General features: G+C 74.3%; 12 protein-coding genes. 2 read left to right on the top strand and 10 right to left on the bottom strand.

Going from position 1 to position 12,525, the window contains the following annotated elements; all coding sequences use genetic code 11:
- Positions 1–7 precede the first annotated feature (7 nt).
- The 7 genes from CLV70_RS10770 to CLV70_RS10740 are packed head-to-tail and all read right to left on the bottom strand — an operon-like array spanning position 8 to position 7,786.
- Positions 8–1,630 carry a long-chain fatty acid--CoA ligase gene (locus tag CLV70_RS10770; protein WP_245908158.1) on the bottom strand — a complete coding sequence of 541 codons (1,623 nt, stop codon included), beginning with the start codon at positions 1,628–1,630 and terminating at the stop codon, positions 8–10.
- A complete protein-coding gene (locus CLV70_RS10765; protein WP_106126276.1) occupies positions 1,627–2,511 on the bottom strand; it encodes an SMP-30/gluconolactonase/LRE family protein in 885 nt (294 codons plus the stop codon). The genes CLV70_RS10770 and CLV70_RS10765 overlap by 4 nt, the downstream gene beginning before the upstream one ends.
- Positions 2,512–2,540: 29 nt before the next feature.
- Positions 2,541–3,278 (bottom strand): SDR family NAD(P)-dependent oxidoreductase, encoded by a 738-nt coding sequence (locus tag CLV70_RS10760; protein ID WP_106126275.1) that lies wholly within the window; start codon positions 3,276–3,278, stop codon positions 2,541–2,543.
- Entirely contained in the window at positions 3,278–4,261 is a 984-nt protein-coding gene (locus tag CLV70_RS10755) for an ABC transporter permease (protein WP_106126274.1), read from the bottom strand. Before CLV70_RS10755 ends, CLV70_RS10760 begins: the two co-directional genes overlap by 1 nt.
- Positions 4,258–5,244 (bottom strand): ABC transporter permease, encoded by a 987-nt coding sequence (locus tag CLV70_RS10750; protein ID WP_106126273.1) that lies wholly within the window; start codon positions 5,242–5,244, stop codon positions 4,258–4,260. The genes CLV70_RS10755 and CLV70_RS10750 overlap by 4 nt, the downstream gene beginning before the upstream one ends.
- Positions 5,241–6,770, bottom strand: a complete 1,530-nt coding sequence (locus CLV70_RS10745; RefSeq protein WP_106126272.1) for a sugar ABC transporter ATP-binding protein — start codon at positions 6,768–6,770, stop codon at positions 5,241–5,243. The genes CLV70_RS10750 and CLV70_RS10745 overlap by 4 nt, the downstream gene beginning before the upstream one ends.
- On the bottom strand, positions 6,767–7,786 hold the full coding sequence (locus CLV70_RS10740) for a sugar ABC transporter substrate-binding protein (RefSeq protein ID WP_106126271.1): 1,020 nt from the start codon (positions 7,784–7,786) through the stop codon (positions 6,767–6,769). The genes CLV70_RS10745 and CLV70_RS10740 overlap by 4 nt, the downstream gene beginning before the upstream one ends.
- 183 nt (positions 7,787–7,969) lie before the next feature.
- On the opposite strand from CLV70_RS10740, the gene CLV70_RS10735 reads away from it, so the two are divergent.
- Positions 7,970–8,683, top strand: a complete 714-nt coding sequence (locus CLV70_RS10735) for a TetR/AcrR family transcriptional regulator (protein WP_106126270.1) — start codon at positions 7,970–7,972, stop codon at positions 8,681–8,683.
- A gap of 104 nt (positions 8,684–8,787) precedes the next feature.
- Here CLV70_RS10735 and CLV70_RS40390 read toward each other — a convergent pair whose 3' ends face one another.
- From CLV70_RS40390 to CLV70_RS39090, 3 genes are read right to left on the bottom strand one after another with little or no spacing between them, the layout of a single operon-like run.
- On the bottom strand, positions 8,788–10,209 hold the full coding sequence (locus tag CLV70_RS40390) for a multicopper oxidase domain-containing protein (RefSeq protein WP_106126269.1): 1,422 nt from the start codon (positions 10,207–10,209) through the stop codon (positions 8,788–8,790).
- The gene (locus CLV70_RS40385; RefSeq protein ID WP_245908157.1) at positions 10,206–11,495 is read right to left on the bottom strand and encodes a hypothetical protein; all 1,290 of its coding nucleotides are present in this window, start codon (positions 11,493–11,495) and stop codon (positions 10,206–10,208) included. Before CLV70_RS40385 ends, CLV70_RS40390 begins: the two co-directional genes overlap by 4 nt.
- Positions 11,492–11,671 carry a hypothetical protein gene (locus CLV70_RS39090; RefSeq protein ID WP_146164024.1) on the bottom strand — a complete coding sequence of 60 codons (180 nt, stop codon included), beginning with the start codon at positions 11,669–11,671 and terminating at the stop codon, positions 11,492–11,494. Before CLV70_RS39090 ends, CLV70_RS40385 begins: the two co-directional genes overlap by 4 nt.
- Positions 11,672–11,721: 50 nt before the next feature.
- On the opposite strand from CLV70_RS39090, the gene CLV70_RS10720 reads away from it, so the two are divergent.
- The gene (locus CLV70_RS10720) at positions 11,722–12,522 is read left to right on the top strand and encodes a DUF2249 domain-containing protein (RefSeq protein WP_106126268.1); all 801 of its coding nucleotides are present in this window, start codon (positions 11,722–11,724) and stop codon (positions 12,520–12,522) included.
- Positions 12,523–12,525 lie beyond the last annotated feature (3 nt).

Here is a 12,525-nt window from a genome sequence, read left to right as displayed (position 1 = left end):
CCGGCGGTCACGGCACGTCCGGGTCCGCGACCTGGCGGCGCAGCGCCACCTTGGCGAACTTGCCGGTCGCGGTCTTCGGGATCTCCGGCACGAAGCGGAAATGGTCGGGCACCCACCACGAGGCGACCCGGCCGGTGAGATGGGCGCGCAGGTCCTCGGCGGTGAGGTCCCGGCCCGGCGCCAGCACCACGCAGGCGAGGGGGCGTTCGCCCCAGCGGCGGTCGGCGACGGCGACCACCGCCGCCTCCACGACGTCGGGGTGCGCCATGAGCTCGTTCTCCAGCGTCACCGAGGAGATCCATTCGCCGCCGGACTTCACCAGGTCCTTGGTCCGGTCGACGATGCGCAGGTAGCCGTCGGCGTCGATGGTGCCGATGTCGCCCGTACGCAGCCAGCCGTCCTCGGTGACGCTCGCCCGCCCGGCGTCGCTGCCGAAGTAGCCGGACGCGATCGTCGGGCCACTGACCTGCACCTCCCCGGGGGTGGCGCCGTCGTGCGGGACGATGCGGCCGTCCTCGTCGACGAGCCGCAGCTCGGTGAGCGGCACCGGCCGTCCCGGCGAGCACAGGATGCCCCGTTGCGCGGCCGCGTCCAGGTCGTCGTGGGTGGACGCGAGCCGCGCGCAGGTGACCAGCGGGCTCGTCTCGGTCATTCCCCAGGAACTGCTGAGGGTGACGCCGGCGGTGTCCGCGTACGACTGGGACAGGGACAGCGGGAGGGCGCTGCCGCCGCTGACCGCCATCCGCAGCGCGGACAGGTCGAGGCCGGGCAGCAGCGGCTCGACGGCCCGCCAGATCGCCGGGACCGCCGCGGTGAACGTGACGCGATGCCGGGAGAGCAGCGACGCGAGGGCGTCCGGGGCCATCCGCGGGCCGGGCAGCACGAGACCGGCGCCGGCCATCGCCGCGGCGTACGGCAGGCCCCAGGCGTTGACGTGGAACATCGGGACGATCGGCATGACCACGTCCCGCTCGCTGATCGCGAAGGCGTCGGCCCCGAGCAGGATCAGCGCGTGCAGCACGATCGACCGGTGGCTGTAGAGCACGCCCTTGGGCCGCCCGGTGGTGCCGGAGGTGTAGCAGAGGCCGGCGGCGTCGTTCTCGGCGATGACGGCGGGTGCGGCCGGCTCGGTCACCCGGGCCAGGAGTTCGTCGTAGTCGTGCACGCGCGGGTCGTCGGGGACCGGTTCGCCGCCGCCGTCGTCCATCACCACGACGTGGCGTACGGTGCTCAGCTCCGCCATCAGCGGCCACACGGTGGGCAGCAGGGACCGGTCGACGAAGAGCACGTCGTCGCCGGCGTCGCCGATGATGTAGGTCAGCTCGGCGGCGAAGAGCCGGTGGTTGAGGGTGTGCAGGATCCGTCCGGAGCCCGGCACGGCGAGGTAGAGCTCCAGATGCCGCTGGGAATTCCAGCCGAACGTGCCGACCCGGGCCTCCGGCGGCACGCCGAGCAGATCGAGGACGCCGGCCAGCCGCCGGGCCCGGGCGACGACCTCGCCCCAGGTCGCGACGACCTCGCCGGCGGCCGTGGCGGTGACGATCCGCTTGTGGCCGAACACGCCTTCGGCCCGCCGCATCAGCATCGCGACGTCGAGGGACCGTTCCTGCATCATTCCGAGCACGGTCACACCCCCGGGATGTCGACGCGGACGGCGAGCAGCCGGCCCTCCGTCGCGGCCTTGCGTGCCTGATCGTGGAAGTCCGGCGCGGCGCAGACGAAGAGGGTGCGCCCGTCCTCACCGCCCAGGGCACAGGCGTAGACCGGCGTGCCCGGCCGGATCTCGTCGGTGATCGTGCCGCCCTCGGTCACGCGGACCAGGCGGTCGCCGGTGGCGTCCGCGATCCACAGCCCGCCCTCGGCGTCCAGGCAGGCGCCGTCGCCCGCGACGGTGAGTCCCGGCAGCACCCGTTCCAGCGCGCGGTCGGTGGGCAGCGGCCCGAACTCGGCCCACACCCGGCGGTTGACGAGCCGTCCGTCGGCGGTGAGATCGAACGCGCTGACCCGGTCGCCGAAGGTCTCCACGACCAGCAGCACGCCCCCGGGGGTGATCGCGGTGCCGTTGGGGAACCAGAGGTCGCCGGCCACCTCGGTCACCGTGCCGTCGGGGTCGGCCCGGTGCAGCGCCGCCGGCTCGATCGGGTCGCCGGCCATCAGATCGAAACCGAAGTTCCCCACGTACGCCCGCCCGTGCGCGTCCACCGACATGTCGTTGGCGTGCCCGGTGGCGTGCGACGACAGGTCGGCGTGCGTGACGAGGGTGCCGTCGGGCTCGCGGCGCAGCACCCGGCGGTCGGTCATCGAGACGATCAGCAGCCGGCCGTCCGGCAGCCAGCCCAGCCCGGACGGCTGCCCCGGCACCTCGGCCTCCACCCGCAGGTCCGAACCGTCCTCGCGGGCCGACGAGACGCGGTATCCGTAGAAGTCGGAGAACCAGATGCGTCCCTCGTGCCAGCGGGGCGCCTCCAGGAAGTGCGCGCCGGCCACGACGGTGGTGGGCGTTCCGATCATGCTGTCTCTCCTTCGCGAGCTGGTGCCGGTCACAGGGATAGTCCTCCGTCGACGGGTAGCACGACGCCGGTGATGTAGGACGCCTCGTCGGAGGCGAGGAAGGCGACCGCCGCCGCCATCTCGGAGGTGTCGGCGAAGCGGCCCATCGGGATCGCCCCGGTCAGTTCGGCGAGCCTGCCGGGCGGCACCGAGGCGATCATCCGGGTCCGCGCGTTCGGCGAGATGGCGTTGACCGTCGTACCGAAGCGTGCCAGTTCCTTGGCGGTCGTCTTGGTGAAGCCGATGATCCCGGCCTTCGCCATCGCGTAGTTCGACTGGCCCGGGTTGCCGCGCAGCCCGGTGTACGAGGTCACGTTGATCACCCGGCCCGAGCCCTGCCGCCGGAAGTGCGGGACGGCCGCGCGGGTGAACCGGAACGTCCCGCCCGCGTGCACCGCCATGACCGCCTCGTAGTCGCCGTCGCTGAGCTTCCACACGACCCCGTCGCGCAGGATCCCGGCGTTGTTGACCAGGACGTCGATCCGGCCCGTCTCCGCGACCACGCGTGCCACGACGGCGTCGACCTGCGCGGTGTCGGTGACGTCGGCGGCGACCCCCACCACCCCGAGCTCCCGCGCGGTGTCCGCCACGGCGTCGGCCTCCACGTCGACGAGGTAGACGGCCGCGCCGGCCGCGTGGAAATGCCGTCCGATCGCCCGGCCGACCCCGCGGGCGGCGCCGGTGACCAGCACGGTCCGTCCGGTGAAGTCGAAGGTCAGATTGGCCATCACGCCTCCACCGCCCGGGTTCGGGCCCGCACCCGGGCGACGGTACGCCGCAGGCCGGGGGAGTCGACGGCCACGACGACGGCCAGCAGGGCCGCGTAGAACAGCTGCGTCGAGTAGTCCGGCAGGTAGGCGACGGCCACGATCTGGGCGAGCAGGGCGACCGACAGCGCCCCGGCCAGCAGCCCGGCCGGGGTGCCGCGGCCGCCGGCCAGGGACACTCCGCCGAGGAGGGCGGCGACCGCGGCGATGAGGAGCGGCCGGAGCCCGGGATCCGGATTGGCCGAGGCGAAGCTGAAGCTGAGCAGCCCGCCGCCCAGCGCCGCGAGCGTCCCGGAGGCGGTGAAGAGCAGCACCAGGTTCCGCTCCACCCGGACGCCGGCGACCCGCGCGGCCCGGCGGTCGCCGCCGATCGCCCGCAGCTCCGCCCCGAGCCGGGTGGTGCCCAGAACCACGGCCGCGAGCGCGAACCCGCCGAGCGTGATCAGGCTGCGCGGCGAGAAGACGCCGGCCACGGTCTGGTCGACCCAGAGGATCGCTTCCCGGTTGGTGAACGTGATGCTGCGACCGTCCGACAGCGCGTACGCGAGGCCCAGCAGCGCGATGTAGGCGGCGAGCGTGACCGGCACCGACGGGATTCGCAGCCAGGCGATGAGGCCGCCCTGGACGGCCCCGATCGCGGCTCCGGCGGCGACCGCGGCCAGCAGGCCGAGCACCGCCGACGACTGCCCCGCCTGCACGGCGATCATGCCGCCGACCGCGTACGTGCCCACGACGGACAGGTCGAACTCGCCGGCGATCATCGTGAGGCCGATGGCGAGCGCGAGCAGCCCGATCTGGGCGAGGCCCTGCAGCGCGTTGTAGACGTCGAACGTGGCCAGGGCGGTGCCGGTGACCAGCGGGGTGCCCGCGAAGGCGATGACGACCAGCAGCAGCGCGGCGGCCGGCACCAGATGCTCCGGGCGCGGGCCGGGCCGGCGGATCATCGCGACCCTCGCGGACCGCGGAGATGGACGAGCACGACGACGGCGAGCACGAGGACTCCCTTCACCAGGATCTGGGCCCCGGTCGAGTAGCCGCGGAGCAGCAGGACGTCGGCGATGACCGAGATGAGCAGGGCGCCGCCGAGGGTGCGCAGCGCCGAGCCCTTGCCACCGGCGATGGCGGTGCCGCCGACCAGGACGGCGGCGATCGCGTCGAGGGTGAGCGTGCCGCCGAGGTTGGTGGTGGCGCTGGTGTTGAACGCGGCCAGGAAGACGCCGCTGATCGCCAGGCACAGGCCGGAGAACGTCCAGGCGACGACCGTGACCCGGCCCACCGGCAGGCCCGCGGCCCGGGCGGCGGCCCGGTTCTCGCCGACCAGGTACATCCGGCGTCCCGCGGTCGTACGCCGCAGCACCGCCTCGGCCAGCACGGCGAGCAGCAGCAGGACGTAGACGGCGAGGGGGAGTCCCAGCGGCGTCGCGTTGAGGACGTCGTAGTCGCCGGACGCCGCGTTCACGGGCGTACCGCCGCTGAACCAGACCGAGCCGCCGCCGATCGCGAACCCCGCGGCGATGGTCAGCACGATCGGGTTCGCCTCCCAGTAACCGACCGCGAAGCCCTGGACGGCGGTGACGACCACGCCGCAGAGCACGGCGAGCAGCGTGGCCACGACGAGGCCCCGGTCCAGCGTGGCGAGGAAGACCATGGCGACGACCGTGGCGGTCTGCGAGGCCGCGAGCGAGACCGCGGACCCGGCGATCATCACGAGCGTCGCGCCGATCGCCGCGATGCCGACCAGGGCGGTCGAGGCGAGGATGGCGCGCGCGTTGTCGAGGGTCAGGAAGCGGTCCGTGGTGACCGCGATCGGCACGAGCACCACCATCAGGGCCACGAACGCCACCGCGGGCGCGCCGGGCCGGCCGCGCCGCCGGGACGCCCCGGCCGTGGCCGGTCGCGGGGAGGTGAGGCCGTCGGTGGTCGTCATGCCGCGTCCTTCCCCTCGGTCATGTCCCGCATCAGCGCCGCGCCGTTCGCCCCGCCGTCGTACGTGCTGACCACCCGGCCGTCGCGCATCGTCAGGATCACGTCGCCGAGCTCCAGCAGCTCCTCGAGCTCGGTGGACGCGAAGACCACCACGAGGCCCGCGTCGGCGGCGTCGCGCAGCAGCCGGTGGATCGCCGCCCGGCCGCCGATGTCGACGCCCCGGGTCGGCTCGTCGAGCAGCAGGACGTGGACGTCGTCGCGGCCCAGCGAGCGGCCGACGAACACCTTCTGCTGGTTGCCGCCGCTGAGCGCGAGCACCGGATCGGCGAGCCGGTCGGCGGGCAGCCCGGCGAGGCCGGCGAGCGACCGGGCGGTACGCCGCTCGCGCCCGGCGCCCACCAGCCCGCCCGCACCGAGCCGGTCCAGCCGGGTGGCCACGAGGTTCCCGGCGACGGACTTGCCGAGGAACAGGCCCTCGCCCTTGCGGTCGTTGGAGACGAACGCGATCCCGGCCCGCGCCGCGCCGACCGGGTCGCGGAACGGCACGGAGCGGTCGCGCAGCTCGACGCTGCCGGTCGCCTGCGGGTGCAGGCCGGCGAGCGCCCGCAGCACGTCGGACGCGCCGCTGCCGAGCTGGCCGGCGAGCGCGTAGATCCGGCCGGCCCGCGCGGTCAGCGTGAAGCCGTCGAGCCGTCCGGGCACGTGCAGGCCCCCGATCCGCAGCGCGTGGGTCAGGTCCGGGTCGGGACGCCGGGTGGCCTCCAGCCGGTGCGGGGCCTCGCCCAGCATGGTCACGATCAGCCCGTCGACGGTCAGGCCGGCCGCCGGGCGGGTGGCGACGTCGCGGCCGTCGCGCAGCACGGTCACCGTGTCGCAGAGTTCGAGCACCTCGGACAGCCGGTGGGAGACGAAGACGACGGCGCAGCCGCGGGCCGCCACCCGGCGTACCGCGGCGAAGACCCGCCGGCTCTCCGCCTCGCTGAGGGTGGCGGTCGGCTCGTCCAGGATGACCACCCGGGCCCGCTGGCTCAGCGCCTTCGCGATCTCGACGAGCTGGCGCTCTCCCATGCTCAGCGCCGCGACCGGCTGGTCGGGGCGGACCCGGTCGAGACCCATGTCGTCGAGGACCTCGCGGCAGCGGCGCAGCGCGGCCCGCCGCCGCTTGAAGAATCCGGCGTCGATGTCGCCGAGCTGCATGTTCTCGAGCACGGTGAGCGCGGGCACCACGCTGAGCTCCTGGTCGACCAGGGCGACGCCGAGGCGCTGCGCGGCCTGGCGGTTGCGCAGGGCGACCGGCTTCCCGTCGAGCAGGATGCGACCGGCGTCGGGGGCCAGCTGACCCGACAGCATCTTCACGACGGTGCTCTTGCCGGCCCCGTTGTGACCGCACAGCGCGTGGATCTCGCCGGCCCCGACGGTGAAGGAGACCCGGCGCACCGCCGGGACGCCGGCGAACCCGCGCGCCAGCGCCTCGACGGTGACCAGTGGCTCCGAGCCGGGTGCCGGCTCAGCGGTGGGGGCGCTCATGCCTGGCTGCACTGCTCCTCGAACTGCTGGACGGTGGCGGCCGTGACCCGGTCTTCCTTCACCATCTCGGTCTGCGGCGGCTTCTGCCCGGTGAAGTAGCGCTTGACGTAGTCGGCGGTCTGCTTCGCGATCGTGATCGGGTCCTCGGTGGCGGTGCCGTACATCTCGCCCGCCTTGATCGCCGCGATGCCCGCCTTGAAGCAGTTGCCACCCGTCACGACCAGGCCGTCGGCGCCGCCGACCTTGCACCCGGCCTGCTTCGCGGCCTGCACGATCGGCAGCGCCATGTAGTCGGCCATACCGTACGCGGCCTGGATGCCCGCGCAGCCGTGCTTCGCGAAGAGCTGCTGGGCGACCTTGCCGGACGCCGTCGGGTCCCAGTTGGTGTCCTGGTCCTCGATCACCGAGTACTGCGGGGCGGTCGCCATGATCCGGTCGAAGCCCTTCATCCGGTCCTGGGTGACCAGCATCGACTTGGTCCCGGACAGCACGATGACCTTGCCGGACTCGCGCTTCTGGGCCTTGAGCCCCTCGATGAGGTTCTGCGCGGCGAACTCGCCGAGCTTCTCGTTGTCCGACAGCACCGCCATGACGTCGTTCGCGACCGACGGGTCGGGCCGGCCGTCGACGATGAGCACCGGGACCCCGGCCTGCTTGGCCTTCTGGATCGGGACGGCCATGGCCGTGGTGTCCCACAGGGCGGAGACGATCAGGTCCGGCTTCTGCGAGACGGCCTGGTTGAAGTTCTGCACCTGGACGCCCGCGTCCATGCTCGCCAGGTCATTGATCTTGACGCCGGTCGCGGCGAGCTCCGCCTTGAACGTCTTGTTGTACGCGGCGCCCCACGGGCTGGCGTCGCCGTACCCGACGAAGGCGATGGTCTTCCCCTCGGTCCCGCCGCCACCGGCGGGACCGGAGCCGGTGGCGGCGGGCGAGCCCCCGCAGGCGGAGGAAGCGAGGATCAAGCCGAAGGCGCTGGTCAGAACGGCGGCACGGGATCTATGGGTCCGGAACATGGGGTCTCCTTCGGCGATCACTACTGACTAAGCGCATAGTTACTTGGTAGCGTGAGTGTGTCAACCGTCACAGCGCGGTTACGCAGGAGAAATGGGAAAGTCCGCACCGGCTGGTCCGGATCAGGCGGCACCAACGGCCCGTGTACGGTCGCCGGAATCGGCGAGGAAGGCGGCGGTCACCCGATGGCCAGGAGACAGGCGCGATTCACCACCCAGGACCTCGAGGGGCTTCCGGAGCTGGAGGACGACTCACCGGCGCTCTGGGACGAGTCGCTGGGCGACGTGCCGCGCGGGCTGCTCACCTCGGCGGTGCGCTGCTTCGCGTCCAACGGCTTCCACGCGACCACCACCCGCGACATCTGCGGCGGGGTCGGGCTCAGCCCCGGCGCGCTCTACGTGCACTTCCCCTCGAAGGAGCTCGTGCTCTTCGAGATCATCCGCGTCGCGCACGACCGCGTCCTGGCCTACCTCACCGAGCCCGCGGTGCAGGCCATCGAGGATCCGGTACGCCACCTGCACGCGCTCGTGGCCCGGTACACCGAATGGCACGCCCGCAACCACGTCGCCGCCCGGGTCAGCCAGTACGAGCTGGCCGGGCTCTCCGCGGAGCACTACGCGCAGATCCTCGAGACGAGGCACCGCACCAACGACGTCTTCCGGGCCGCCGTCGAGCGCGGCGTCACGACCGGGGTCTTCGCCGACGTCGACGTCAAGCGGGTGTCCCGGGCCATCCTGTCGCTCGGCATCGACCTGGTCCGGTGGTACCGCCGCGACGGCTCCGACTCGCCGGAGCAGCTGGCGGAGTTCACCGCCCAGCTCGCGCTGAAGATGGCCATGACGCCGGACCTGGACCTCGGCCCGGCCCCGCTGGCCACGCCGGCCCGATCCGCCGGGTAGCGGGCCCGTGGCTCAGCCGGCCCGGGGTAGCGCGGCCCGTCGCTCAGCCGGCCCGGGGTGGCACGGTCCGTGGCTCGGCCGGGCCCGGTGGCCGGGCCCGCGGCTCAGCCGGCCCGGATCGCGCCGCGTGCGCCGCGTTCAGCGTCGACCATGACGTGGCTGACGAACGGGTAGGTGCCCGGCGCGGGCAGGACGGTCTCGACGAAGCCGCCGGCGGCCGGGGCGAGGTCGAGCACCTGCGCGGCGCCGGGGCCGGACGGGCGCAGCTCCCAGCGGCCCTCCCGGTAGACCGTGTCGAACTGGGCGCCGACGACGTGGAACGCGCTGGTCCGGCTGGGCCCGGCGTTGAGGACCCAGACGCGGACCCGGTCGCCGGCGGTGGCGGTCAGCGGGCGGTGGGCGTACTGGGCGGCGTAGCCGTTGAACACCACGGCGTCGGGGGTCTCGGCCCGCATCTTGGCCAGGTCGCCGATCGCGCCGTCCGCCCCCAGGTAGAGCTCGGACTGCACCAGCACGTACTCGCGGTCCACTGCGGGCAGTGCGGGTGGATCGATGATGACGGCGCCGTACATGCCGTTGCCGATGTGCAGCAGCATCGGCATGGTCGAGCAGTGGTACATCCAGATCCCGGCCCTGGTGGCGGTGAACCGGTACGTGAGCCGCTGCCCCGGATCGATCGGCCGCATGGGCACGTCGGGCGCGAGGGCGCCGGCGTGGAAGTCGACGCCGTGGTCGACGCTGCCGTCGTTGCTCAGGGTGATCTCGAACGTGTCGCCGACCCGTCCCCGCAGCACCGGGCCGGGGGCGGTGCCGTTGAAGGTCCACAGCTTCTGGCGTACGCCCGGAGCGACCTCGCGTTGCACCTCCCGCACCCGCAGGTCCACCCGGTGCAGCCGGCCGGCGGGCGGCGCCGGCGCGGCGGCGTCGCGGGCGACGAAACCGGCGGCCGGCGCGGCCATCGCGTCGAACGCCGCTCCGGCGGCGGGCGGAACGGCCGGGTGATCGTGCCCGTCCGCGGTGTGTCCCGCCGCGGGCTGCCCTGCGGCGGTTCCGTCCGCGGCGGCTCGTTCCGCGGCGGCTCGTTCCGCGGTGGCTCCTTCCGCGGTGGTGATGGTCAGGCGCATGCCCGCCTGACGGTGGCCGGGCAGCGAGCACCAGCCCTCGACGGCGCCGCCGATGACGCCCGCCTCCAGGCGGGTGGTCGCCGCGCCCGCCACGACGGCGGACCGGGGGCCGGTGGCCAGCACCAGGTCGTGCCGGCGCGCGTCCCGGTTCACCAGCTCGATGACCAGCCGGTCGCCGGCCGGGACGGTGACGGTGTCCGGGTGGAAGCGCATCCCCTCGGCGGCGACGGTCACCGTCGTGGTGTGCCCGTTCCACGCCACCGCGGTCGCGCCGCCGGGCCCGGCCGCCGGCCCGGTGACCCGCTGGGCGGCCAGGCCGATCAGCACGGCGACCAGGACCAGGGCGAGGCCGGTGGCGAGGCCGCCCAGCGGTCGGGCCGGGGCGGCGGCAGGGGCGTTCATGGTTGCCTCCGGGCGGCGATCAGGATGCGGACGGCCGGGATGAGGAACTGCACCAGCGCGGCGAGGATCAACAGCGACGTCGTGATCCGTACGTACGGCGGCGCGGGCAGCACGAGGACGGCCAGCGCGCCGTTGGCCATGGCCACCCGCTGAGCCCAGCTCCGGTCCAGCCGCCCGGCGCGGTCCCGTACCGCCGCCGGCCCGCCGCCCAGGGCCACCGGCAGCAGGTACGCCATCGCCCCGAGCAGGGTCTGTGCGACGAAGCCGGCCAGCAGCGGCACCAGCACGACGCCGAACCGGCCGGCCGCCGTGTCCGCATCGGGGGCGGCGAGCAGCGTCCACGCGTCGAGGCCGAGGGCGACGAGCAGCCAGCCGCCCGCGGCGGCGATGGACCAGCCCGCGAAGGACGCCGGTGCCTTGTGCCGCGCGGCCCGTACGGCGGGGCGGGCGATGAGGCCCGCGGCGACGGCGACCAGGGCCACCCCGGCCGCGCCCGCCACCGGCCACCAGGCGAGCACCCCGGCACCGAGCAGCGCCAGCCCGGACACCGCGACCGGTAGCGCGCGGCGGGCGGCGGCGGGGGCGCCGTCGGCCATCCGGGTACGCAGGATCGTGGGCCACAGGGTCAGCAGCGTGCCCAGCACGGTCAGCGTCACCCAGCCCAGCAGGTTGACGTGCGCGTGGAACAGCAGCAACCGCGGCCGGCTGTCGTCGTCGGCGACGAGCATCCACGCGCCGACCGGCACGCCGGCCAGCAGGGCACCCGCCGCGGCGACGTAGTAGTGCACGGTGATCGCGAAGCGGGCGGGCAGGGCGGCCCGGAGCCGGGCGGCCAGCCAGAGCAGGTGCGCGACCACGGCGGCGAACACCAGGGCGGCGCCGGCGACGCCCACCGCGGGCCGGTCGGTGCCGCCGCCGGCGAGCACCCCGGCGACGCCGGCGTTGAGCAGGACGAGCCTCGCCGCCTCGCCGCGCCGGTGCTCCGGTGCGGGGGCCCGCAGCACCGCGGTGGTGAAGTGGGCGCTCCAGATCAGGATCGCGTTGGTGACGGCGCCGAGCAGCAGCAGGTGGATGGCCAGCCACCGCCAGGGCGGCAGGAACGGGTGGACCAGCGCGACGCCGGCCAGCGCGACCAGATACCCCACCGGCAGCAGCCCGGCACGCCGATGCCACCCGGCCCGCCCGGTGCCGCCGGGCGCCGTGCCGCCTGCCGGGATGCCGCGGGGTGGGGTGCCGCGGGGTGGGGTGCCGCGGGTCGGGGTGTCGCCGGTCGGGGTGTCGCTCATGAGCGGGCCGCCCGGACCGCGCAGGCGGCGAAGGCGAGCACCGCGGCCACGTTCGCGATCCCGGCCCAGCGCCACACCAGCTCCAGGGCCGTCGCGTCGCCGAGGACCACGCGGACCGGCAACCCGGCCGGCGTGGCCATTGTCTCCCCGCTGAGGGCTGTCCCCGATGTTTCCATGGTGGTTAACGTTATAACGTAGAACTACATCAAAACCCCGGGAGGGTCCCATGTCACAGTCCGATCCCGCCGCCGACCAGCAGGCCGCGCAGGCCGTCGTCCGCCACCACGGCGAACTCGCCGCCGTGCTGACCGGCCACGTCACCCGGCTGGTGGAGGCGGCGGACGCCGGCATCCAGCGGCAGGTGTGGCAGCGCCGCGGCGAGCTGACGACCTGGCTGCACGACGAACTGCTGCCGCACGCGTACGCCGAAGAGGCCTCCCTGTATCCGGCCGCCGCCGACCTGCCGGCCGGGAAACTGCTGGTCGACGGGATGCTCGGCGAGCACCGGGTCATCACCGCGCTGGTCGCCGACCTCGAGTCCGCCGTGTCCCCGGTGGTCGCGGCGGCCACCGCGTACGCCCTGCAGGCCGTCTTCGCCAGCCACCTCGCCAAGGAGAACGAGCTGGTCGTGCCCCTGCTGGTCGGCGCCGGCGAGGTGTCGCTGGCCGGGCTCCTCGACGGCATGCACGACATCATCGGCGCGGAATCCGCCCCGTCCGGCGGAGGGTGCGGCTGCGGGGGGTGCGGCTGCGGCGGCGAACCGGCGGACGCGCAGGCGCCGGCGCTCGCCATCGACCCGCGCCTCGACGTGCGCGACGTTCCCCACGGCGAGCGGCACGCCCGCGTCCTCGCCGCCCTCGACGCCCTGCCCGCCGACGGCGCCCTCGTGCTGGTCGCCCCGCACGCGCCGTTGCCGCTGCTGGCCGAGATCGAGAGCCGCTACGCCGGGCAGGTCGGCCGGGAATGGCTGCAGGACGGCCCGGACGTCTGGCAGATCCGCCTGCACCGGCAGCCGGTCCCGGCCTGAGCG

Origin of the sequence: Pseudosporangium ferrugineum (assembly GCF_003002065.1) — a bacterium.
In the GTDB taxonomy this organism is placed as follows: Bacteria; Actinomycetota; Actinomycetes; order Mycobacteriales; family Micromonosporaceae; genus Actinoplanes; species Actinoplanes ferrugineus_A.
Note: the sequence above shows the minus strand (reverse complement) of the source record. Positions and strands in the feature narration are given on the sequence as shown.